The following is a 22,375-nucleotide window of genomic DNA, read 5'->3' on the forward strand; positions in this document are numbered from 1 at the left end:
GCACGGATGCTAGCCCCCCGGACGAGTCGCGGGCCGATCCCGTCGGGGCTCTTGACGGACGGTCACCACGGATCTAGGTTTCCCACAACATTCGGCAACTTGCTCGAAACATTCGAAACAGAGGGCAGGATATGCGATCGAAAGCCGCCGCGATCACCGCGGTCACCGCACTCGTCCTGGGGACGTCCGCCGCCTGCGGCCCGGGGGACTCCTCCTCCGGTGCCGGCGACGGCACGATCCACGTACTGGTCTACGGGGACGCCGCCAACAAGGTCGAGAAGCAGCTCGTCGACACCTTCAACAAGACCTCCAAGGTCAAGGCCGTGCTGGACACCATCCCCGGCGCGGACTACCAGCAGAAGCTCCAGACCGTGATCAACACGCCGCGGGCCCCCGACGTCTTCTTCAACTGGGGCGGCGGCTCCATCCAGCCGTTCGTCAAGGCGGGCCTGCTGCTGCCGCTGGACGACTTCATCGCCAAGGACCCGGGCCTGAAGGACAACTTCCTGCCCTCGGTCTTCAACTCGGCGGTGGTGGACGGCAAGCCGTACGGGGTGCCGATGCGCGGCACCCAGCCGGTGCTGCTGTTCCACAACAAGCAGGTGCTCGCGGACGCCGGGCTCACCCCGCCGAAGACCTGGGACGACCTGGTCGCCGCCACCAGGACCCTGAAGGCCAGGGGCGTCACCCCGATCGCGCTCGGCGGCGGCGACCAGTGGCCCACCCTGATGTGGTTGGAGTACCTCTACGACCGGATCGCCGGCCCGGGCCTGTTCCAACGGGCGCTCGGCGGCGACCGCGAGGCCTGGGCGAGCGAGGACAGCCGCAGGGCGCTGACCACCCTCAAGCAGTTGGTCGACGCCGGGGCCTTCGGCAGCAACTACGACTCCGTCAAGTTCACCGACGGCGGCTCCCCGGCCCTGGTCGCCAAGGGCAAGGCCGCCTTCGAGCTGATGGGCTCCTGGTACTACTCCACCCAGCAGGACGCCAACCCCGACTTCGCCAAGTCCGGCCTCGGCTACACCGGCTTCCCGGCCCTGAACGGCGGCAAGGGCGACCCGGCCGACGTCGTCGGCAACACCAACAACTTCTACTCCGTGCTCAAGAGGACCAAGCACCCGGAGGCCGCCGCGGCCTTCCTCGAACTGATGTACTCCGACGAGTTCGTGAAGGCCCAACTGGCCATCGGCAACCTCCCGACCACCACCAGCACCGTCAACTTCCTCGACCTCTCGGCCAGCCCCGGGTACTCCAAGGACCAGTACGAACTGGTCAAGGCCGCCCCCTCCTTCCAGCTCTCCTGGGACCAGGCGTACCCGCCGAGCGCCATGACCCCCATGCACACCGCCGTCCAGCAGTTCTTCGACGGCAGGCTCGACACCGACGGCTTCATCAAGGCCATGCAGGCCTTGCCGACCTCATGACGCGCGCCGCGCGTCCGGGCGCGGCGGCGACCCGCCCGGGCTTCGTCTGGGCGCTCCCCGCCGCGGTGTTCTTCCTGATGTTCGCGCTCACACCGCTACTGCTGGTCGTCGTGCTCTCCTTCACCAGCTGGGACGGCATCGGCGAACCGCGCTTCAACGGCCTGGACAACTGGACCGCCCTGCTCCACGACCCGGTGATGATCCAGTCCGTCTGGACCACCCTGCTGCTCACCGCCCTCGGCGTGGTGACCCAGACGCCGGTCAGCATCCTGCTCGGCGTCTGGGCCGCCGGACACCAGCGCAACCGGGCCGTCCTGTCGGCGGTCTACTTCGTGCCGCTGCTGCTCTCGGCCACCGCCGTCTCGGTGGTGTGGCGGGCCGTCCTCGACCCCAACTTCGGCGTGCCGGCCCAGCTCACCTGGCTGTTCGGCGACGGCAACCTGCTCGGCAGCAAGGGCGGCGCGATCGGCGTACTGACCTTCGTCGGCGTGTGGCAGTTCACCCCGCTGCACGCCCTGATCTACCAGGGCGGCGCCCGGGCCATCCCCCAGGTGCTCTACCAGGCCGCCGCCGTCGACGGCGCGGGCCGGGTACGGCAGTTCCTCCACGTCACCCTGCCGCAGCTGCGCAACACGATCATCACCTCGGTGATCCTCATGGTGGTCGGCGGTCTGACCACCTTCGACACGGTGCTGATCCTCACCCAGGGCGGACCCGGCACCGACACCACCGTCACCGCCTACTACATGTACCAAAAGGCCTTCAAGGGCTTCGACTTCGGTGTGGGCTCGGCCATCGCGCTGGTCCTCGTGGTGGTGGCCACCCTGATCTCGCTCGCGGTGGTCCGGCTCTCCGGCTACGACCGGATGCGCGGCACGGCGGAGGGCCTGTGATGCGACGACGCCCCAACGTCCTGGCCGGGTTCGGCTCCCTGGTGTGGCTGGTGCTGGTGGGCCTGCCGCTGTACGTCCTGCTGATCGCCACCTTCCGGACCCGCTCCGACTACTCCACCGGGGGCCCGCTGAAGCCGCCCGCCCGGTGGACCCTGCAGAACTACCTGACCGACCTGTCGAGCGGCTTCGGCCTGGACTTCCTCAACACCCTGACCGTCACCGCCGGCGTGGTCGCCATCGTGCTGCTGGTCGTCCCGCCACTCGCCTACGCCATCGTGCGCGCCCGCGGCCGGGCGACCGGCTGGGTGTTCCGGCTGTTCCTGCTCGGGCTGGCGATCCCGGCCCAGGCGGTGATCGTGCCGATGTTCTACGTCATCAGCCAGACCGGCCTGTACGACCACCTGATCGGCGTCATCCTCCCGACCGCGGCCTTCTGCCTGCCGGTCTGCACCCTGGTGCTGACCGGTGCGATGCGCGACATCGGCCCCGAGCTGTACGAGGCGATGGCGATGGACGGCGCGTCCCCGGCGCGGGTGTTCCGCCAGCTGGTGCTCCCGCTGTCCAGGGGCGGACTGTCCTCGATCACGGTCTTCGCCGCCCTCCAGGCCTGGAACGGCTTCCTCTTCCCGCTGATCCTCACCCAGTCCGACTCCACCAAGGTCATCACCCTCGGCCTGTACGACTTCCAGACCGAACACGGCGTGGACGTGCCCGGACTGCTCAGCGCCGTGGTGCTGTCCATGCTCCCCGTCCTCATCGTCTACCTGTTCGCCCGCCGCGCCCTGGTCCAGGGCCTGACGGGGGTCGGAGGAAAGTGAACGACCACTGGAACCCCGAGCCCGCACCCGCCTGGCGGGACACCTCGCTCGCCCCGGAGGCCAGGGCCGACGCCCTGATCGCCGCGATGACCCTGCGGGAGAAGACCGCCCAACTGGTCGGCGTCTGGGTCGGCGCCGACGCCGACGGCGAGGAAGTCGCCCCCCACCAGCACGAGATGGAGCCGCCACCCGACCTCGACACCCTCCTGCCCTTCGGACTGGGCCAGCTGACCCGGCCGTTCGGCACCGCCCCGGTCGACCCGGCGCTCGGCGCGCTCTCGCTGCTGCGCACCCAGCAGCGGATCGCCGCCGCCAACCGCTTCGGCATCCCGGCCCTCGCCCACGAGGAGTGCCTGGCCGGCTTCGCCGCCTGGGGCGCCACGGCGTACCCCGTACCGCTGTCCTGGGGCGCCACCTTCAATCCGGAGCTGGTCCGGACGATGGCCGCCGCCATCGGACGCGACCTGCGGTCCGTCGGCGTGCACCAGGGCCTCGCGCCGGTGCTCGACGTGGTCCGTGACGCCCGCTGGGGGCGGGTCGAGGAGACGATCGGCGAGGATCCGTACCTGGTCGGTACCGTCGCGACCGCCTACGTCCAGGGCCTGGAGTCGGCCGGGATCGTCGCCACGCTCAAGCACTTCGCCGGGTACTCTGCCTCCCGCGCCGGCCGCAACCTCGCCCCCGTCTCTATGGGCCCGCGCGAGCGCGCCGACGTGATCCTGCCACCCTTCGAGATGGCCGTGCGGGAAGGCCGCCCCCGCTCCGTCATGCACGCCTACACCGACACCGACGGCCTGCCCTCCGCCGCCGACCGGGACCTGCTCACCGGGCTGCTGCGGGACACCTGGGGCTTCACCGGCACGGTCGTCGCCGACTACTTCGGCATCGCCTTCCTCCACACCCTGCACGGTGTGGCGGAGGACCGGTCCGCCGCCGCCGCAATGGCCCTGGAGAGCGGGGTCGACGTCGAACTGCCCACCGTCGACACCTTCGGGCAGCCGTTGTTCGACGCGGTGGTCTCGGGCACCGTCCCGGAGCGGCTGATCGACCGGGCGCTGCGCCGCGTCCTCGTCCAGAAAGCCGAACTCGGGCTGCTGGACGCCGACTGGTCGCCCGTTCCGGCCGCCCTCGCCGACGCGGACCCGAGCGAACCGCGGGCGCTGCGCGGCCTGATCGACCTGGACCGGCCCGCCAACCGGGCGCTCGCCGCCGAACTCGCCCAGCAGGCCGTGGTACTGCTGCGCAACGACGGCCTGCTGCCGCTGCGCGAGCCCAGCCGGATCGCGCTGATCGGCCCGAACGCCGACGAACCCATGGCGGTCCTCGGCTGCTACTCCTTCCCCGTGCACGTCGGCAGCCGGCACCCGGACACCCCGCTCGGCATCGGACTCCCCACCCTGCGCGAGGCGCTGGCGGCCGAGTTCCCCGGCAGTGAGCTGTGTACGGTGCGCGGCGTGACGGTCGACGGCGAGGACGGCGGCGAGGACACCGCCGGCATCGCGGAAGCCGTGCGCGCCGCCGAGCGGGCCGACGTGGTGGTGCTCGCCCTCGGCGACCGGGCGGGGCTGTTCGGTCGCGGCACCAGCGGAGAGGGCTGCGACGTCGCCTCCCTCGAACTGCCCGGCAGACAAGGGGAGTTGCTGGAAGCGGTGCTGGACGCCGGGAAGCCGGTGGTGGTCGCCCTGCTGGCCGGGCGCCCCTACGCCCTCGGGCGGGCCGTCACCGAGGCGGCCGGGATCGTCCAGTGCTTCTTCCCCGGGGAAGCCGGGACAGAGGCGCTCGCCGGAGTGCTCAGCGGACGGGTCAACCCGTCCGGGCGGCTGCCCGTCTCCGTCCCCGCCCACCCGGGGGTCCAGCCCTCGACCTACCTGGCCGCGAGGCTGGCCCAGGCGGGCGGGGTCTCCAGCACCGACCCGACACCCGCCTACGGCTTCGGACACGGCCTTGGTTACAGCGAGTTCGCGTGGTCCGGCCTGGAGGTGCGGGAGGCCGAGACCGGTACCGACGGCGCGTTCCGCCTCGCCTTCGACCTCCGCAACACCGGCTCGCGGGCGGGCGCCGAGGTGGTGCAGCTGTACCTCCACGACCCGGTGGCCTCCGTCGTCCAGCCGGTTCAGCGGCTGATCGGCTACCGGCGGATCCCGCTGGCGGCCGGAGCCACCTGCCGGGTGGAGCTGACCGTCCCCGCCGACCTCGCCTCCTTCACCGGCCGCGACGGCCGGCGGATCGTCGAACCCGGCGCCCTGGAACTGCGGATCTCCGCTTCCAGCACCGACCCCCGCCTCACCGTGCCGCTGCGCCTCACCGGCCGGGCACGAGCACTCGACCACACCCGCCTTCTGCACCCGACCGTCACCGTCCACGACCTCCCACCGGCCGACACCCCGTAACGGAGGGAGCTCACGGCTCCGAAGCCTGTTCAGCCGCGGGCCCGGGCGGGTCCGCTGCCGTCCAGCCCCATGAAGTGAACGGCGTAGGCGGCCATCGGCGTGCCCTTGACCGGCAACTGGTGGCCGGCGCCGGTGATGCTGTACGTCTCGACCTGTGTGACGCCGGAGCGGTCGGCGAACCGGGCCCGGTTCCAGTCGGTGGCCGGGGTGTCAGTGGACGACGGGGTCTGGCGCACCCCGAGGACGTTCGTCCACTGTTTGGTCTCCTCGCCGAGGTCGCGGTGGTTCAGGATCGGGTCGGCGGTACCGTGCCACAACTGCACACGGGGGCGGGGCCCGGTGTAGCCGGGATCGGCACGGCGCACCAGGTCGCCCCACTGCTGCGCCGTCATGGAGACCTGGCCCCCGGCGCACGGACCGTTCCAACCGCGCACGGTGCCCGTGTGGAAGCAGTGGTAGGGCACGCCCATGAACGCGGAGCCCGCCTTGAACACGTCCGGGTAGTCGGCGAGCATGACGTTCGTCATCATCCCTCCCGACGACTCGCCGGTGACGTACACGGCGTCGGGGTTCCCGCCGTAGTGCTGCTCCGTGTACCTGATCATCGACATCAGCCCGACCGGGTCACTGCCGCCGTTGCGCGTCAGCGCCTGGTCGGACGAGACGTCCCAGCAACTGCCGCCGGGGCTGGTCGAAGGGTAGACGACGACGAACCCGTACCGGTCGGCCAGCGCTGCGAAGTCGGTGCTGGAGTACAGGTAGGGCCCGGAGCCCTGGCAGCCGTGCAGCGCCAGCAGGATCGGCGGACGCGCCCTGACGCCGTTCGGCACATACACGTACATCTGCAGGCCGGTCGGGTTGTCGCCGAAACCCGTGATCCGGGTCAACGAGGCGGCGCCGGCCTGAGGAGCGACGGACAGGCTCGCCCCGAACGCGGCGCCGATCGCCAGCAGCACGGCGAGCAGGCGGGACTTCAAGTACCGGAAAGGCAGCATGGGACCTCTTCTCGACGGGATGTCGACGCTGCATCAGTGACCGTTGGTTGTCCAGGAGCAGTCAAGGTCCCTTCGCCGCAATACCGGTGATACGGCCGATGGGGCCGGTCCCGCTGGTGAAAGTTTCACCGTGGCGGGCGGCGCGGCCGGTCGGGCCCCTTCCCCGCGACGGACGGCGGAAAGGGGTCAGGCGCACCAGAAGAGGAACGGCTTGCAGGCCGGCGTCGCTGTCGCCGTGGGAGTGGCCGGGCCGGGCGACGGCCGGGTGGGCGGCGGCGCCGTGGTGGGCTGCGTCGGCCGGGGAGCGGTCGGCTCGGTCGGGGCGGTGTGCGACGGAGTGGCGGTCGTCCTCGACGCGCTGGGCCGGGTGCTGCCGACCGACGGCTGTGTCGGAGGGCTCGCCGTACTCGGCGCGGCCGTCACGCTCGTGGGAACGCTCACCGGCCCCCGGGCGGACGGCGTGGCCGTCGACGTGGACGTCACCGTACCGCCCGAGGTGAGCGGGACCGCCTCGCCGTCGTCCTGGCCGAAGGCCGCCACCGCGGTGGCCAGTCCGACCGCCGTCAGACCGAGCGCCGCCAGGGCGAGCCGGGCGCTGCGCCGCCGGGTCGTTCGCCGCCGGGCCCTCCGGGGTTCGGGAGCCGCGGTGGGCGGGTCCGCGACCGGGGGTTCGGGCTCCTGCCGGGAAAGCGCCTCCTGCGGCCGTCCACAGCCCGGGCAGGAGAGCGCGCCGTTGAGATGCCGTTGGCAGAGCGTGCAGTAACTCATTCGATCTTCCGTAGATGCCCGCATACCGCGACGGGTGATCTGCGGAGCCTACGCAGAACTGCCCCGCTCGCGACACCGGCCCGGCGCGAGGCTTCTGCGGAGATCACGTGTGGTTCGCGTGCGCGCGACCGGGCGGTTCCTCGCATCGCCGGTTCCGGTCGCCTCCGCGCCGACAGATGGGACGGATCCGGCCCCGGGCACCCCGATGCGTCCGGGGCGATCGGACAACTACCTGGCCGGTTGGGCTCACTGGCGCGACAGGAAGGACTCGTTCCCTTTCAGGACATGGGACCACCTGCTACGTTGGCGCCGTGTCGCTGACTGACAGAGCAATCGCCCGAATCCGCCGGATGATCCGGGAGGGCGAGCTGCCCCCGGGAGCGAAGCTGCCCCCCGAACAGCAGCTCGCGGCCGACCTCGGGCTCTCCCGGAACCTGATGCGCGAGGCGGTCAAGGCGTTGGTCGTCGCCCGGGTCCTGGAGATCCGGCGCGGCGACGGCACCTACGTGACCAGCCTGGCGCCCGGCCTGCTGCTGGAAGGCCTCGGGGGCGCGGTCGAACTGCTCCAGGGGGACACCGTCCTGGAACTCACCGAGGTGCGCAGGCTGTTCGAGCCGGTCGCCACCGCGCTGGCCGCCACCCGCGTCACCGACGAGGACCTCGCCGAGGTGGAGCGGCACCTGTCGGCCATGCGGGACGCCCAGGACGACGTGGAACTGCTGCTCCGGCACGACGCGGCCTTCCACCACGCGGTGGCCCGCGCCACCCGCAACGAGACCCTGGCCACGCTGCTGGAGCACATCTCCGGACGCACCCTCAGCGCCCGGGCCTGGCGGGGACTGGCGGAAGCGGACGCGGCGGGGCGGACCGTCGCCGAGCACGAGGCGATCCACCAGGCCCTCGTCGCCCGCGACCCGAACCTCGCCCAGGCCGCCGCCCTGATGCACGTCAACACCACCGAACGCTGGTTGCGCGACCACCTCGCCGGGGGAGAGCCATCCCCGCCGGCCCGTGACCGCCCGTCCCCGGATCCGGACCGTCCCGGTGCCACCGGACCAGTCGTGCGCCACTGACCGAGGAGTGACCGCGGCTGAGAGCCGACGCGCACCACCACGTCCGGGAGTGGGGCCGGCGCCCGCGGAGCTGAGCGGAACTGCGCGCCGCCCGGGGCATCACGGTCGACCTCCACCTGCCCGAGCGCGCGGGTCCTCCCGTCGTGACCGATGACCAGGGCAACCTGCTCGTGGCGGCCACGGTTGCGGGCGACGCGCGGCGTCTGCGGCTGCGTCTGGCGGCGGGCAGTCGCCACCGGCTCACCTGTCCGGCGCCGGACATCGGCCACTGACCCGCCGCTAGTCACGGTTGACGGAGCGGCGGATCGGAGCGGGAACGGTGCGCGGCGCCGGCGCGGTGGGCGCGGATCACTCCGGCGCGGCGGCCGGCTGCGCCCGTGCTTCGATCACCAGCGCCCGGCCGGGGCGGTTGGCCAGGTACGGAGCGGCCAGGCCGACCTGGGCCAGGTACCGCCCGGTCAGGGCGGGTGCGGTCGTCCGCCGTGCCCAGGCGGGCCAGGTGTCCTCGGGGGAGGAGAGCTCGGGGCGCACGCGCAGGGTGTAGCGGGTCGCGGGCTCCAGGCCCGGCAGCCGTACGGGTGCCCCGTTCTCGGCGACGGAGGTGTCCAACTGGACGTAGGCGAAGACGGCGTGGGCCCGGTCCCGGGAGACGACGCCGTGGACCCAGGCGGCGGGGTCGGGGTGGTCGGTGCGGACGACGTCGCCGCCGTGGAGCAGCGGCCGCAGCTGCTTGTAGGCGCTGACCCAGGCGGTGAGCGCGGTCAGGTCGTCCTCCGACCAACCCGAGATGTCGGACTCGATGCCGGCATGGCCGAACAGCGCGGTGGCGCAGCGGAAGGCGAGTTCGGTGTCGCGGTGGCTGATGTGGGCGGGGGCGGAGCCGACGTGGGAGCCGATCAGTTCGTAGGGCAGCAGCAGGCCGGTCCAACGTTGGATGGCCTGGCGTTCGATCGGGTCGATGTTGTCCGATCCCCAGATCCGGTCGGTGCGGTCGAGGATGCCGAGGTCGGCGCGGGCGCCGCCGGAGGAGCAGGACTCGATCTCCAGCTCGGGGTGGCGGGTGCGCAGTTCGTCCAGGAGCCGGTAGACCGCCGTGGTCTGCGCGTGCACGCCGGGTCGGCCGTCGTGGACGGCGTCGGCGAGGTCGCGGTTGTGGTCCCACTTGAGGTAGTCGATGCCCACTTCCCCGATCAGGGTGCCGATCCGCTCAAGCAGGTGGGCGTAGGCGTCGGGGTGCGCGACGTCCAGGACGTGCTGGCTGCGCTGCTCGAACGGGAGGCGTTCGGGGTCGGCCAGGAGCCAGTCGGGGTGGGCGCGGGCCAGGTCGGAGTCGGGGTTGACCATCTCGGGCTCGAACCAGAGACCGAACTGCATGCCGAGCCCGTGGACGTGGTCGGCGAGCGGGCGGAGTCCGTCGGGCCACACCTCCTCGTCGACGTACCAGTCGCCGAGGCCGGCCCGGTCGTGGCGGCGGTGCCGGAACCAGCCGTCGTCCACGACGAACCGTTCCACCCCGACCGCGGCCGCGGTGCGTGCGAGGGCGTGCAACCGCTCGGGATCGTGGTCGAAGTAGACCGCCTCCCAGATGTTCAGGGTGACCGGTCGGGCGGTGGCCGGGTGCCGGGGCCGGGCCCGGAGCATCTCGTGGAAGCCGCGGCTGATTCCGTCCAGCCCCGTCCCGGAGGTCGCGAAGTACACCCACGGGGTCCGGTAGGACTCGCCGTCGGCCAGTCGGATCTCACCGGCGTCCAGGAGCTCGCCGCCACCGAGGACGGTCGTTCCGTCGGCCAGCCGCTCCGCGTACTGGACGTGGTTGCCGCTCCAGGCGGAGTGCACGCCCCAGACCTGGCCGTGCCGGAAACCGAAGCCCGCGGCGCCGGCGAGCAACAGTCCGGCGTCGAAGCCGGTGCGGCCCCGGCGGCTCTCCCGCGACCACACGCCCTGCCGCAGCGGGGCGCGCTGCGGGGAGCGTTCACGGGCCCAGCGGCCGGCGAAGTCCAGCAGTTCCACGGCGTGGGCGGGGACCGGTAGCACGCACGCCAGCCCGTCCAGGGTGTAGGTGCCCGCCGCCGTGTTGGTCAGGGCGTGGCGTAGCCGCACGACGCCCTGCTCCGTCATCTGCAGCTCGGTGTCCAGGGCGAGCCCCGCGCCACGGTCCAGGGCCCGCACGTGGACGGCGCCGCCGCAACCGTCCATGGCGCGCACGGCGACCGGTTCGGCGAGCTCGAAACGCGGGGGGCGGACCCGGCCGTCGCGGTGCCCGGTCAGGGCCGGACGCCCGAACCAGCCCTTCCCCTGGGAGGGCATCAGGCTTCCGGCCTGGTGGCGCGGGGTCCGGCCCATGGCATCGAGCACCTGTGCGGCGTCGTCGGCGCGGAGGCCGGGATCGACGCCCCAGTGCAGCACCCGGGGCAGGTCGGGTCCGGTGATGTCGAGCGCGAGGGCCGCGTCACCGGCCGACAGCACGACGAGGTTCGACTCGGTCATGTGGTCCTCGTTCAGGGGGTGATGCAGGTCAACGTGGCGGTCAACGAGCCTTCCCGGGCCCTGCCTTGCCGTGCCGGCCAGGGGGACGTCGCTTGGCATCCTATGCTTCTGTTAGCGCTAACAAGACGGTTCCACGGCCGCGTCCTCAAACAGCCGGACCCGGAGCCGTGGCCGCCGCTGTACGCACCCTCGACAGCACATGGCGCACGAGGCTAGGCTCCCGCGCAGGACGCTACTCAATTTGTTGACTATGGAGCCCGCCGTGCACCCCTTCCGCGCAGCCGTCGATGCCGGTGACCACGACGCCATCGAGGCCCTTCTGGCCGAGGACGTCGTCTTCACCAGCCCCGTCGCCTTCAAGCCGTACTCCGGCAAGGCCGTCACCGCCGCGATCCTGCGCGGTGCAGGTCGGGTCTTCGAGGACTTCCACTACGTCCGCGAGATCAACGGCGCCGACGGCCGCGACCACGCCTTCGTGTTCAAGGCCACCGTCGACGGCCGCGAGGTGCACGGCTGCGACTTCCTCCACTTCGACGAGGACGGCCTGATCGACGAGTTCACGGTGATGGTCCGCCCGCTCTCCGGCGCGCAGGCACTCGCCGCGGCGATGGGCGCGCAGTTCGAGCGGATCACCGCCGAGGCGCGGGGCGCGGCCGGAGCGTGAGCGCGACGACGGGCTACCGCCGCTACGTCGCGGTCGGCGACAGCCAGACCGAAGGCCTGGGCGACGGTGACGGGACGACCGGCTGGCGTGGCTGGGCGGACCGACTGGCCGAGACGATCTCCGAGCGGGAACCCGGCCTGCTCTACGCCAACCTCGCCGTCCGCGGCCGGCTCGCCGCCCAGGTGCGGGCCGAACAGCTCGCTCCCGCCCTCGCGTTGCGGCCGGACCTGGTCACCGTGGTCGCCGGGATGAACGACCTGATGCGGCCGGGGTTCGACGCGGGCGCGGTCGTGGCGGAACTGGACGCGATGTTCGCCGCCTTCACGGCCACCGGGGCGCGGGTGCTCACCTTCACCTTCCCCGACATCGGCCGGATCGCGCCGTTGGCCCGCGGACTGCGACCCCGGGTCCTGGACCTCAACGCACGCATCCGGGCCGCGGCCGACCACCGCGGCGTCGTGGTCGTCGACTTCTTCCCGCACCGGGTGACGACCGATCCGCGCATGTGGAGCGCGGACCGGCTGCACGCCAGCCCGCTCGGCCACGCCGGGATCGCCGCAGCGGCGGCCCACGCGCTCGCGCTGCCGGGCAGCGACGACGGGTGGGCGGAGCCGCTGCCGCCGCTCCCGGTGGCGGGGATCCGGCAGCGGGCCGCCGAGGAGGCCGCCTGGATCGGCACCTTCCTCGGACCGTGGCTGCTGCGCCGTCTGCGCGGCCGCTCCTCCGGCGACGGGCGGGTCGCGAAGCGCCCCGAACTGCGGCCCGTCGAGGCTTCCCGCCAGGTGCAGTGACCGGCCGGCCCGTCGACCGTCAGGCCGGCCCCTGTGCGGGGGCCGGCGTGGCGGCACGCCGCTCCAGGACCGCGAGCGCCCGCTCGTACCAGCGCCGGTTCTCGTGCTCGAACGACAGGCCGCGCATCAGCGTCAGATACGGCCCGATCCGTTCGGCCGTGGCGAGGTACTCGTCCTCGAAACGCCCGTCCAGCAGCCGCGCCCGCAGGCGCTCGTAGCGGTCGATCTTGGCCTGCGCCCACGTCAGTCGTTCCAGCAGCGCCGTACGCACGGCGTCCGGGTCGCCCGCGTCCACGGCCTGCACCTGGACGAGGAGTTCGTCCCGGATCGCGGACGGCCGTGGCGGCGTGGCCGTGAACGAGCGCAGCGCGGCGCGGCCCGCCCCGGTGAGCGAGAACAGCCGCTTGTTCGGCCGCCGCTCCTGTTCGACGACCCGAGCGCTGATCAGCCCCTCGGCCTCCATCCGGTCCAGCTCCCGGTAGAGCTGTTGCGGTGTGGCCATCCAGAAGTTCGCCACCGACGCGTCGAACGCCTTCGCCAGGTCGTAGCCGGACGCCTCGCCCTCCAACAGGGTCGACATGATCGCGTTGCGCAGTGCCATGCCGCCAGCCTAGCGAGCAGCGCTTTCCGTCGGCCAGTGATGCGGTTAATCAATAAGTTGCATAGGTGCCGGCACGGGCAGGCCACCTCGCGCCTCCCGCTGCGGCGGGAGCGGACCGGACCAGGACCTTCGCCCCGATAGCGGGCGAATCCCCGAGGTTTACCGATCTTTCAAGGAACGGATCTTCTCCTAGTGTTCCGAAAGATCCGACCGGGACGGCCGATCCGTCCGTCCCGCCGACACCGAGCAGAGGGGCCACCGGAGTTGAAGAGCGACGACAGCCCGCCCCACCCGGACCGGCCCGCCGGCGCCGTCCGGCTCGAAGGGCTGGCGAAGTCCTTCGACGGCCGGGTCCGTGCGGTCGACGGGGTGGACCTGGAGATCGGCGAGGGCGAGTTCTTCGCGATGCTCGGGCCGTCCGGTTCCGGGAAGACCACGGTGCTGCGCATGATCGCGGGCTTCGAGCGGCCGACGGCCGGCCGGGTGCTGCTGGGCGGAGTCGATGTCACCGCCCTCCCGCCGTTCGACCGCGACGTCAACACGGTGTTCCAGGACTACGCGCTGTTCCCGCACATGACCATCGAACAGAACGTCGGCTACGGCCTGATGGTCCGCCGGGTGCCGAAGGCGGAACGGGCGGAGCGGGTGCGTGCGGCGCTCGCCATGGTCCGCCTGGAGGGCTTCGAGCGGCGCCGGCCGGCCCAGCTCTCCGGCGGCCAGCGCCAGCGGGTGGCCCTGGCCCGGGCGCTGGTGAACCGGCCCAAGGTGCTGCTGCTGGACGAGCCGCTCGGCGCGCTCGACCTGAAGTTGCGGCACGAGATGCAGGCGGAGCTGAAGCGGATCCAGCGCGAGGTCGGGATCACCTTCGTGTTCGTCACCCACGACCAGGACGAGGCGCTGACGATGAGCGACCGGGTGGCGGTGTTCAACGCGGGGCGGATCGAGCAGGTCGGCTCGCCCGCCGAGGTGTACGAGCACCCGGCCACCGCCTTCGTCGCCGGTTTCGTCGGCACCTCCAACCTGCTGGACGGTGCGGCGGCCGAACAGGTCGTGGGCGAGACCGGGCTGTTCAGCGTCCGGCCGGAGAAGATCCGGATAGCGCACCCGGACGATCCCGCCGGGCCCGACGAACTGTCGGCCACCGGGCGGGTCGCCGAGGTCGTCTACGCGGGCGGCCACACCCGGTTCCTGGTGGACCTGGAGGCCGGCGGACGGCTGACCGCCGTCCGGCAGAACCTCGACGAGGGCTCGGCCGACGTCCTGCGCCACCGCGGCACGGACGTCGTGCTGGCCTGGCAGCGCAAGCACACCGTCCGCGTCGGCCCGTAGCCCCCGACAACCCTCACCCCCGAAGACCCGAAGACCCGAAGACCCGAAGATCGGAACACCTCGCATGCGCATCTCCCGGATCGCCCGCACCGCGGCCGCCGCCACCGCCGCCGCCCTGCTCGCCGCAGGGTGCGGCAGCGGCGGCACGGCCGGATCGACCAGCGGACACGGTGGCCTGAACCCGCCGAAACTGCCGATGCTCCAGTCCCTCGGCCCCGGCGAGGGCCAGGTGAACCTGGTCGCCTGGGCCGGCTACGCCGAGGACGGCTCGGACGACAAGTCCGTCGACTGGGTCCACCCCTTCGAGCAGCAGACCGGCTGCAAGGTCAACACGAAGATCGCCGGCACCTCGGACGAGATGGTCTCGCTGATGAAGACCGGCCAGTACGACGCCGTCTCGGCCTCCGGCGACGCGACCCTGCGGCTGATCGCGGCCGGCGACGTCGCCCCCGTCAACACCGCCCTGGTCCAGAACTACGCCGACGTCTTCGACGGCCTGAAGAACCAGCCGTGGAACTCGGTGAACGGCCAGATGTACGGCATCCCGCACGGCCGCGGCGCCAACCTGCTGATGTACCGCACCGACAAGGTCACTCCCGCCCCGGACTCCTGGAGCGTGGTCTTCGACGGCGCCTCGCCCTACAGCGGCCACGTCACCGCCTACGACTCCCCGATCTACATCGCCGATGCCGCGCTGTACCTGATGAGGACCAGGCCGGATCTGGGCATCAAGAACCCCTACGCCCTGGACCAGGACCAACTCAAGGCCGCCGTCGACCTGTTGAAGACCCAGCACAAGGCGATCGGCGAGTACTGGAGCGACTTCCAGAAGTCGGAGAACTCCTTCAAGACCGGTGACACCGTGGTCGGCACCACCTGGCAGGTGATCGCCAACATGGCGCAGACCGACCACGCGCCGGTCAAGGCGGTGCTGCCGAAGGAGGGCGCCACCGGCTGGTCGGACACCTGGATGGTGTCGGCGAAGGCCGCGCACCCCAACTGCGCCTACCAGTGGATGAACTGGATCGTCTCACCGACCGCCAACGCCCAGGTCGCCCAGTGGTTCGGCGAGGCCCCGGCCAACGCCAAGGCCTGCGACCGGACCACGGACAAGGACTTCTGCAACACCTTCCACGCCGCCGACGAGGCCTACTGGAAGGACGTCCACTACTGGACCACCCCGGTCAAGAGCTGCCTGGACGGCCGTACGGTGGCCTGCACCGACTACGCCGCCTGGACGGCGGCCTGGACCGAGATCAAGGGCTGATGGCCCCGCCCCCCACGGCCGCCCGGCCGCTGCGCCGGGCGGCCTCCGTCCTGCACCGGCGGGCCGGACTGCGGCTGGCGCTGCTGCTGTCGGCGCCGATGGCCTGGCTGGTGCTCGCCTACCTGGGCTCGCTCGCCGTCCTGCTGCTGTCCGCCTTCTGGGCCGTCGACGACTTCACCTACGACGTCGAACGGGTCTGGAACACGGCCAACTTCTCCACCGTCCTCACCGAGCCGGTCTACCGGGCGATCGCCCTGCGCACACTGGGCATCGCCGTCGCGGTCACCGTGATCGACGCCGTGGTGGCGTTCCCGATGGCCTTCTACATGGCCCGGGTGGCCCGGCCGCGCACCCGCAAGCTGCTGGTGGTCGCGGTGCTGACCCCGCTGTGGGCCAGCTACCTGGTGAAGGCCTACGCCTGGCGGGTCATCTTCAGTCAGGGCGGCGTACTCGACTGGCTGGTCGGCCCGTTGGGGCTCTCCAGCCCCGGGTACGGCACCACGGCGGTGATCGTGGTCCTCGCCTACCTGTGGCTGCCGTACATGATCCTGCCGGTCTACTCGGGGCTGGAGAACCTGCCGGCCAACCTGCTCGACGCCTCGGCCGACCTGGGCGCCTCCGCCGGACGGACCTTCCGCTCGGTGGTCCTCCCGCAGGTGCTGCCCTCGGTGTTCGCCGGGTCGGTGTTCACCTTCTCGCTCAGCCTGGGCGACTACGTCACCGTGCGGATCGTCGGCGGGAAGACCCAGGTGCTGGGCACCGCCATCGCCGACAACGTGACGCTCAACCTGCCGCTGGCCGCCGCACTGTCCTGCGTACCGGTGGTGCTGATCGTCGGCTACCTGCTCGCCGTGCGCCGCACCGGTGCCCTGGAATCCCTGTAGGGGGCGAACCTCGTGATCCTCTCCCGCCGCACCCGGATCGCGCTGCGCGCGGCCATGGTCGCGGGCCTCGCCGTGGTCTACCTGCCGCTGCTGCTGGTCCTGCTCAACTCGCTGAACCGGGACCGCTCCTTCGCCTGGCCGCCGGCCGGGCTCACCACCCAGTGGTGGGTACGGGCCTGGCAGTCCGAGGGCGCGCGCAGCGCCGTCCTCACCTCGCTGCAGGCCGGCGCGGGGGCCACCCTGGTGGCCCTGGTCCTGGGCACCATGACCGCTTTCGCCGTCCAGCGCCACCGGTTCTTCGGGCGGCAGACGGTGTCGTTCCTGGTGATCCTGCCGATCGCGCTGCCCGGCATCGTCACCGGCATCGCGCTGAACGCCGCGTTCCGGACCGTCCTCGGCCCCGCGGGCATCGGCTTCGGTCTGCTCACCGTGGTCATCGGCCACGCCACGTTCTGCATCGTGGTGGTCTTCAACAACGTCGTCGCCAGGCTGCGCCGGACGTTCCCCTCGGCCGAGGAGGCCTCGGCGGACCTCGGGGCCCACACCTTCCAGACCTTCCGGTACGTCACCTTCCCGGCCGTCCGGTCGGCGTTGCTGGCAGGCGGTCTGCTGGCCTTCGCACTGTCCTTCGACGAGATCGTGGTGACGACCTTCACGGCCGGCCCGGGCGTCCAGACCCTGCCGGTCTGGATCTATGCCAACCTGGCGCGGCCCAACCAGGCCCCGGTGGTCAACGTGGTGGCCGCGGTGCTGGTGCTGCTCTCCGTCGTCCCGGTGTACCTGGCCCAGCGGCTCTCCGCGGACAGCCCCGGCGGGCGGCTGTAGCGCAGGGCAGCGGCAGGCCCTGCGGAACGGGACCCGCTGCCACCCGGTCCCGTTCCGTCCGGTCCCGGTCCTCGGCGCCGCGCGCCCGACCCCGGGCCGCGCCCCCCGTCGGTGAGCCGCCGCCCGGCCTTCCGGAACTCTCTCCACGAGGCCCGCGCCAACGGCTCCGCGCCGCCCGGGTCGTGGTCGAACCGACCGTCCCCCACCCATGAGGAAATGTTGAAACTGCGACGTTTCACTGAATGTGAAAACAGTCTCCTGACAGCTATTCAGTGAATGCGGAGCCCTTCGGAGTGACCTCGGATCAGGTTTTTCACCTGCCCGGATGCCGTTCTTAATGTTTCCTTACCCCTGGCCGTTGACCTGCGTTCATCAACTCTGCTTTCCTTCAGCCCAGCAGGCAGCCCCCACCGAAAGACAGTCAATTCCGGTTGCCCGGAAGAAACGACCGGATTTGGCGTTCGGGCGGATTCCGCCGTCTGCTCCTTCCCCACAAAGGGATCGTTCGCGGCCCCCAGCCGTACGGGCGATCGGTACGAGAGAGGCACCCCCACCTGATGGGTCACTCCCGCAGAATGCGGCGCGCGAAGTACGCAGCGCTCACCGGCATGGCGTCACTCGCCCTCGCCGCCGCCGGCCTGGCCGGTGCGGCCGGCCCGGCCGCCGCTCAGGACATCTCCAGCGCCTCCAGCTCCTCGGGCAGCGCCGGCAACGAGTTCAACCCCTGGAGCCCGCAGAACGGTCACCCGTACCGCCACGGCGCGGTCCCGGGCAAGCAGCAGCACGAGCAGTACAAGAAGTGGCTCGCCGCAAAGAACCAGGCGGCGGCCACCGGCCAGGAGACGCTCTCCTACGGCGGTGGCGTCGACGGCATAGGCGTGCAGAGCGGCCACTCCAAGGTCTACCTGGTCTTCTACGGCACCCAGTGGGGCACCCAGACCACCGACGCCAACGGGAACGCGAAGTTCTCCGGCGACTCGGCCGGCGCCGCCGGTGCCACCCAGCAGATGTTCAAGGGCATCGGCACCAACGGCGAGACCTGGTCGGCCGACCTGACCCAGTGGTGCGACGGCCCCAACGTCTCCACCGGTGCCACCAGCTGCCCGTCCAACGCCAACTTCATCCCGTACCAGAGCGGCGGCGTGCTGTCCGGCGTCTGGTACGACAACGCGGCCGCCTCGCCCTCCCAGGCCACCGGCAACCAGCTGGCCCAGGAGGCCGTCAAGGCCGCCGGCCACTTCGGCAACACCACGGCCGCCGCCAACCGCGACGCGTACTACGTCATCCTGTCGCCGCACGGCACCAACCCGGACGACTACCAGAACCCGACCACCGGATACTGCGCCTGGCACGACTGGAACGGCGACACCACCCTCACCGGCGGCGCGGCCAGCTCGCCCTACGGCGACATCGCGTTCTCCAACCAGCCGTACAACATCGACCAGGGCTCCACCTGCGGCGTCGGCTTCGTCAACTCGCCCGGCACGCTGGACGGCTACACGATGACCCTCGGCCACGAGTGGCACGAGATGATGTCCGACCAGAACCCGGCCGGCGGCTGGACCAACCACGTGAGCGGCAGCTCGTACAACGGCCAGGAGAACTCGGACGAGTGCGCCTGGATCCAGCCCGGCTCGGCCGGCGGCGCCGCGAACGTCTCCTTCGGTTCCTACGGCACCTTCGCCGAGCAGGCCAGCTGGTCGAACGACACCAACTCCTGCGCGATCTCGCACGCCATCCTGACCCACGGCAACACGGTCACCGTCACCAACCCGGGCAACCAGTCCGGCACCGTCGGCACCGCGGCCAGCCTGCAGATCCACGCCACTGACTCGGCCTCCGGCCAGACCCTGCGCTACTCGGCCACCGGCCTGCCCGCCGGCCTGTCGATCAACTCCTCGACCGGTCTGATCTCCGGCACGCCGACCGCCGCCGGCACCTCCAGCGTGACGGTCACCGCGACCGACTCCACCGGTGCCGCGGGCAACACCACCTTCACCTGGACCGAGTCGTCCACCTCGGGCGGCAGCGCCGTCACCAACGGCGGCTTCGAGAACGGCAACGCGACCGGCTGGAGCACCACCGGCAGCGCCTCCGTCCTCGGCGCGGCCGCCCACAGCGGCAGCTACGGCCTGCAGCTCGGCTCCGGCAGCCCGAGCACCGACTCCACCGCCGCCCAGACCTTCACCGCGCCGACCGGCTCCAGCAAGCTGTCCTTCTGGTACAGCAACACCTGCCCGGACACCGTGACCTACGACTGGGCCACCGCGACCCTGAAGGACAACACCACCGGCACGACCACCACGGTCCTCGCCAAGACCTGCTCCTCCGCCGCGAGCTGGACCAACCAGAGCGCGACCGTCACCCCCGGTCACTCGTACACGCTCACCCTGAGCAACCACGACGACGACTACGCGGGTGACCCGACCTACACCTACTACGACGACGTGACCGTCTCCTGACGATCTCCTCGCGCTGACGCACCGGGGTGGGCCTCGTGCCCGCCCCGGTGTGTTTCTTCGGTTCCGGGGGGATCCGATCCAGCGCGCGGTGCGTCCAACCGGTACCGCTTTCCCCCTGCACTGAGGAACCACCGTGAACCTGAGAAGACCCGCCGCCCTCGCCCTGACCTGCGCCGCCGCCCTGCTGGCCCTGACCGGCTGCGGCTCCAAGGGGGCCGCGACGGCCGCGTCCGCCCCGGCGCCCACCACCACGGCCCTGAGCACCCCGGCCGCCGTGACCGCCGACGAACACGCCAACCACACCACCCTGAAGGTCGCCGCCGGCGCGACCGTCTCGATCCAACTGCACGGCACCTACTGGTCCGCCGTCTCCAGCTCCGCCGGCGACGTCCTCGCGTCCGTCGGCGCCCCGACCACCGCGCCGTCCCCCTCCTGCCGCCCGGGCGGCGGCTGCGGCACGGTCACCACCTCCTTCACCGCCCGGACCGCGGGCACGGCGCACCTCACCGCCTCCCGCACCGCCTGCGGCGAGGCCCTCAACTGCGCGCCGGACCAGCGCAGTTACGACGTCACGGTCGAGGTCACGGGCTGACGGCAGGCCCGGGCTGTGGCCCGGGACACACTTGAGCCCGCCCCTGGGGCAGGGTGGAGATTCGTCACACCAGCCGGACACCGATCCGGACCCGACGGACTCCGAGGAACACCATGTCCACCACCCTTTCCACCGCCACCACCTCCTCCGACCAGGACCGCCCGGAACTGCGCCAGGCGATCGAGGAGATCGTCGAGTCGGGCGTCCTCGGCGTGCAGCTGCTGGTGACCGACGAACGGGGGGAGTGGGTCGGCAGCGCCGGGGCCCGCGAGCTGGGCTCCGGCGCCGGGCCGCTGACCGACGGGCACTTCCGCATCGGCAGCAGCACCAAGAGCTTCGTCGCCGGCTCGGTGCTGTTGCTGGTGGCGGAGGGCAGGATCGAGCTGGACGCCCCGGCCGCGCAGTACCTGCCCGCCTTCGGGCTGGACGGCCGGATCACCGTGCGGATGCTGCTCCAGCACACCAGCGGGGTCTTCAGCCACACCGGCGAGCTCCTGGCGGACGGGACGGTCGTGCCCGGCGTCGCCTGGCAGGGCAAGGCCTGGGTGGACGACCGCTTCCGCACCTACCGGCCCGAGGAGCTGGTCCGGTTGTCGCTGTCCAAGGAGCCGCGGTTGGCGCCGGGGGAGGGCTGGAGCTACTCCAACACCAACTACGTGCTGGCCAGGCTGGTGATCGAGGAGGTCACCGGCCGGTCCTTCGCCGAGGAGCTGCAGCGGCTGATCCTGGGGCCGCTGGGGATGACCGGCACCGTGGCGCCGGGCGCCTCGCCGGAACTCCCCGAGCCCCACCACCACAGCTACTACCGCTACCAGGACGGTGGGCAGGAGCGGACGCTCGACGTCACCCGGCACAACCCCTCCTGGGTCGCGGCCGGCGGCGACATGATCTCGACCACCCGGGACCTGCACACCTACTTCTCCGCGCTGATGGGCGGAAGGCTCCTGCCCGCCGAGCTGCTGGGCGAAATGCGCACGCCGGAGGCGACCATCGGCTACGGCCTGGGGGTGTTCGCCCAGGAAACGGAGGGCGGTACCGTCTACCACCACAACGGCGCCACCATCGGCTCGGCCGCGCTGATGTACGGCTCGGCCGACGGCAGCAGGATCCTGACCGCCGGCCTGAACTACGTGGACGACGCGGACCTGTCCCTCGCCGGGGCCTTCCAGAAGGCACAGCAACTGCTCCTCGCCGAGGTGTTCTGCGGCGGGCAGGCCGATCCGGCGCCGTCGACGGACTGAACGGCGGGCATCGGGACGGGGGCCGGACCGGGGGCCGGGTGGCCGCCCGGTCCGGACGCACGAGAAGCTGAGCAGATGATGAGCGGAGTCACGATCGGTCAGGCGGCGGCGTTCCTCGGCGTCTCGGTGAAGACGGTGCGGCACTACCACGAGCACGGACTGGTCGCCGAACCACGGCGCGACGCCTCCGGCTACCGGAGGTACGGCTCGGACGAGCTGCTGCGGCTGGTGCAGGTCCGGACCCTGGCCACCGCCGGGGTGCCGCTGGCCGAGATCGGGCCCCTGCTCGACGCCGACGCCGAGCACTTCGCCGCCGCCCTCGCCGACGTCGAGCGGCGGCTCGCCGAACGGATCGCCGAGCTGGCGGCGCGCAGGGAGACACTGCACCGGCTCGCCGAAGGTGACCGGGCCCTGTTGCCCGACCGCGCCTGCGCGACCCTCGACCGGATGCCCGCCCTCGGCTTCGACCCGGCGTACGTGACCGCCCAGCGCGAGGCCCTGGTGCTGGCCCGGGTACTGGTGCCGGACGGCTTCGACGGCTTCCTGACCCAGCTGGAACACCAGCTCGACGACCCCGGGTTCGTCGAGCTGGCCCAGCGCGGCTGGGAGGCGCGGGACTGGGACCCGGACGACCCGAGGATCGAGGAACTCGCCGCGGCCATGGCCGACCGCTACCTCGCCAACCCCGGACTGCTGGGGGACCCGGGCAGTCTGGAGGCCTGGAGCAGGGCTGCCACCCAGTACCGGCTGATCGACGGGCACCGGGAGGAGCAGGCACCGGTCTCCGCCCGGCTGACCGCGCTGACCGAGGCGAGGCTCCGGTCCGCCGGCGTGGCAGGACCACGCCTGCCCCGCCGGTGAACCGGAGCCG

Annotated in this window: 20 protein-coding genes; 17 read left to right on the forward strand and 3 right to left on the reverse strand. The window is 71.8% G+C overall.

Going from position 1 to position 22,375, the window contains the following annotated elements:
• Window positions 1-131 precede the first annotated feature (131 nt).
• From BOQ63_RS40970 to BOQ63_RS40985, 4 genes are all read left to right on the forward strand, one after another.
• Complete coding sequence (locus BOQ63_RS40970) at window positions 132-1,424, forward strand: ABC transporter substrate-binding protein (RefSeq protein ID WP_072656011.1); 1,293 nt, start codon at window positions 132-134, stop codon at window positions 1,422-1,424.
• On the forward strand, window positions 1,421-2,317 hold the full coding sequence (locus BOQ63_RS40975; protein WP_030550402.1) for a carbohydrate ABC transporter permease: 897 nt from the start codon (window positions 1,421-1,423) through the stop codon (window positions 2,315-2,317). Before BOQ63_RS40970 ends, BOQ63_RS40975 begins: the two co-directional genes overlap by 4 nt.
• The gene (locus BOQ63_RS40980; RefSeq protein ID WP_072656012.1) at window positions 2,317-3,135 is read left to right on the forward strand and encodes a carbohydrate ABC transporter permease; all 819 of its coding nucleotides are present in this window, start codon (window positions 2,317-2,319) and stop codon (window positions 3,133-3,135) included. The genes BOQ63_RS40975 and BOQ63_RS40980 overlap by 1 nt, the downstream gene beginning before the upstream one ends.
• An 86-nt stretch (window positions 3,136-3,221) precedes the next feature.
• A complete protein-coding gene (locus BOQ63_RS40985) occupies window positions 3,222-5,525 on the forward strand; it encodes a beta-xylosidase/alpha-l-arabinosidase (RefSeq protein ID WP_094742852.1) in 2,304 nt (767 codons plus the stop codon).
• Window positions 5,526-5,554: 29 nt separating this feature from the next.
• Here BOQ63_RS40985 and BOQ63_RS40990 read toward each other — a convergent pair whose 3' ends face one another.
• Window positions 5,555-6,520, reverse strand: coding sequence for an extracellular catalytic domain type 1 short-chain-length polyhydroxyalkanoate depolymerase (locus BOQ63_RS40990; RefSeq protein WP_107488606.1), 966 nt, complete (start codon window positions 6,518-6,520; stop codon window positions 5,555-5,557).
• 211 nt (window positions 6,521-6,731) lie between these two features.
• Here BOQ63_RS40990 and BOQ63_RS40995 point away from each other — a divergent pair, with 211 nt between their 5' ends.
• From BOQ63_RS40995 to BOQ63_RS41005, 3 genes are all read left to right on the forward strand, one after another.
• Window positions 6,732-7,283, forward strand: a complete 552-nt coding sequence (locus tag BOQ63_RS40995) for a hypothetical protein (RefSeq protein ID WP_030279338.1) — start codon at window positions 6,732-6,734, stop codon at window positions 7,281-7,283.
• Window positions 7,284-7,599: 316 nt separating this feature from the next.
• Window positions 7,600-8,361: a FadR/GntR family transcriptional regulator gene (locus tag BOQ63_RS41000; RefSeq protein ID WP_046385610.1), complete on the forward strand. Its 762-nt coding sequence runs from the start codon at window positions 7,600-7,602 to the stop codon at window positions 8,359-8,361.
• A gap of 143 nt (window positions 8,362-8,504) precedes the next feature.
• Window positions 8,505-8,633, forward strand: coding sequence for a hypothetical protein (locus tag BOQ63_RS41005; protein ID WP_318277480.1), 129 nt, complete (start codon window positions 8,505-8,507; stop codon window positions 8,631-8,633).
• Between the two features lie 76 nt (window positions 8,634-8,709).
• Here the strand turns inward: BOQ63_RS41005 and BOQ63_RS41010 are convergent, their stop codons facing one another.
• Window positions 8,710-10,848: an alpha-galactosidase gene (locus BOQ63_RS41010; protein WP_072656015.1), complete on the reverse strand. Its 2,139-nt coding sequence runs from the start codon at window positions 10,846-10,848 to the stop codon at window positions 8,710-8,712.
• A 262-nt stretch (window positions 10,849-11,110) separates the two neighbouring features.
• Here BOQ63_RS41010 and BOQ63_RS41015 point away from each other — a divergent pair, with 262 nt between their 5' ends.
• Window positions 11,111-11,512: a nuclear transport factor 2 family protein gene (locus BOQ63_RS41015; protein WP_030279344.1), complete on the forward strand. Its 402-nt coding sequence runs from the start codon at window positions 11,111-11,113 to the stop codon at window positions 11,510-11,512.
• Complete coding sequence (locus tag BOQ63_RS41020; RefSeq protein ID WP_072656016.1) at window positions 11,509-12,303, forward strand: SGNH/GDSL hydrolase family protein; 795 nt, start codon at window positions 11,509-11,511, stop codon at window positions 12,301-12,303. The genes BOQ63_RS41015 and BOQ63_RS41020 overlap by 4 nt, the downstream gene beginning before the upstream one ends.
• A 19-nt stretch (window positions 12,304-12,322) precedes the next feature.
• On the opposite strand, the gene BOQ63_RS41025 is transcribed toward BOQ63_RS41020, so the two are convergent.
• Entirely contained in the window at window positions 12,323-12,904 is a 582-nt protein-coding gene (locus BOQ63_RS41025) for a PadR family transcriptional regulator (protein WP_072656017.1), read from the reverse strand.
• Window positions 12,905-13,168: 264 nt separating this feature from the next.
• Here BOQ63_RS41025 and BOQ63_RS41030 point away from each other — a divergent pair, with 264 nt between their 5' ends.
• From BOQ63_RS41030 to BOQ63_RS41065, 8 genes are all read left to right on the forward strand, one after another.
• Window positions 13,169-14,233: an ABC transporter ATP-binding protein gene (locus BOQ63_RS41030; RefSeq protein WP_046385608.1), complete on the forward strand. Its 1,065-nt coding sequence runs from the start codon at window positions 13,169-13,171 to the stop codon at window positions 14,231-14,233.
• A 64-nt stretch (window positions 14,234-14,297) separates the two neighbouring features.
• Complete coding sequence (locus BOQ63_RS41035) at window positions 14,298-15,500, forward strand: ABC transporter substrate-binding protein (protein WP_072656018.1); 1,203 nt, start codon at window positions 14,298-14,300, stop codon at window positions 15,498-15,500.
• Window positions 15,500-16,384, forward strand: coding sequence for an ABC transporter permease (locus BOQ63_RS41040; protein WP_030279355.1), 885 nt, complete (start codon window positions 15,500-15,502; stop codon window positions 16,382-16,384). Before BOQ63_RS41035 ends, BOQ63_RS41040 begins: the two co-directional genes overlap by 1 nt.
• 12 nt (window positions 16,385-16,396) lie before the next feature.
• A complete protein-coding gene (locus BOQ63_RS41045; RefSeq protein ID WP_030279358.1) occupies window positions 16,397-17,209 on the forward strand; it encodes an ABC transporter permease in 813 nt (270 codons plus the stop codon).
• Between the two features lie 575 nt (window positions 17,210-17,784).
• Window positions 17,785-19,671: a putative Ig domain-containing protein gene (locus tag BOQ63_RS41050; protein WP_063737767.1), complete on the forward strand. Its 1,887-nt coding sequence runs from the start codon at window positions 17,785-17,787 to the stop codon at window positions 19,669-19,671.
• Between the two features lie 133 nt (window positions 19,672-19,804).
• On the forward strand, window positions 19,805-20,263 hold the full coding sequence (locus BOQ63_RS41055; protein WP_030279374.1) for a protease inhibitor I42 family protein: 459 nt from the start codon (window positions 19,805-19,807) through the stop codon (window positions 20,261-20,263).
• Window positions 20,264-20,376: 113 nt separating this feature from the next.
• On the forward strand, window positions 20,377-21,504 hold the full coding sequence (locus BOQ63_RS41060; RefSeq protein WP_072656019.1) for a serine hydrolase domain-containing protein: 1,128 nt from the start codon (window positions 20,377-20,379) through the stop codon (window positions 21,502-21,504).
• A gap of 75 nt (window positions 21,505-21,579) precedes the next feature.
• A complete protein-coding gene (locus tag BOQ63_RS41065) occupies window positions 21,580-22,365 on the forward strand; it encodes a MerR family transcriptional regulator (RefSeq protein WP_030550418.1) in 786 nt (261 codons plus the stop codon).
• Window positions 22,366-22,375 lie beyond the last annotated feature (10 nt).

It is taken from the genome of Streptomyces viridifaciens, assembly GCF_001888885.2.
Taxonomy (GTDB): domain Bacteria; phylum Actinomycetota; class Actinomycetes; order Streptomycetales; family Streptomycetaceae; genus Kitasatospora; species Kitasatospora aureofaciens.

Bases quoted from the DNA above. Each gene is read 5' to 3' on its own strand.
- BOQ63_RS40970 (WP_072656011.1), top strand. From the start codon at position 132: ATGCGATCGAAAGCCGCCGCGATCACCGCGGTCACCGCACTCGTCCTG.
- BOQ63_RS40975 (WP_030550402.1), top strand. From the start codon at position 1,421: ATGACGCGCGCCGCGCGTCCGGGCGCGGCGGCGACCCGCCCGGGCTTC.
- BOQ63_RS40980 (WP_072656012.1), top strand. From the start codon at position 2,317: ATGCGACGACGCCCCAACGTCCTGGCCGGGTTCGGCTCCCTGGTGTGG.
- BOQ63_RS40985 (WP_094742852.1), top strand. From the start codon at position 3,222: ATGACCCTGCGGGAGAAGACCGCCCAACTGGTCGGCGTCTGGGTCGGC.
- BOQ63_RS40990 (WP_107488606.1), bottom strand. From the start codon at position 6,520: ATGCTGCCTTTCCGGTACTTGAAGTCCCGCCTGCTCGCCGTGCTGCTG.
- BOQ63_RS41010 (WP_072656015.1), bottom strand. From the start codon at position 10,848: ATGACCGAGTCGAACCTCGTCGTGCTGTCGGCCGGTGACGCGGCCCTC.
- BOQ63_RS41025 (WP_072656017.1), bottom strand. From the start codon at position 12,904: ATGGCACTGCGCAACGCGATCATGTCGACCCTGTTGGAGGGCGAGGCG.
- BOQ63_RS41035 (WP_072656018.1), top strand. From the start codon at position 14,298: ATGCGCATCTCCCGGATCGCCCGCACCGCGGCCGCCGCCACCGCCGCC.
- BOQ63_RS41040 (WP_030279355.1), top strand. From the start codon at position 15,500: ATGGCCCCGCCCCCCACGGCCGCCCGGCCGCTGCGCCGGGCGGCCTCC.
- BOQ63_RS41050 (WP_063737767.1), top strand. From the start codon at position 17,785: ATGCGGCGCGCGAAGTACGCAGCGCTCACCGGCATGGCGTCACTCGCC.
- BOQ63_RS41060 (WP_072656019.1), top strand. From the start codon at position 20,377: ATGTCCACCACCCTTTCCACCGCCACCACCTCCTCCGACCAGGACCGC.
- BOQ63_RS41065 (WP_030550418.1), top strand. From the start codon at position 21,580: ATGATGAGCGGAGTCACGATCGGTCAGGCGGCGGCGTTCCTCGGCGTC.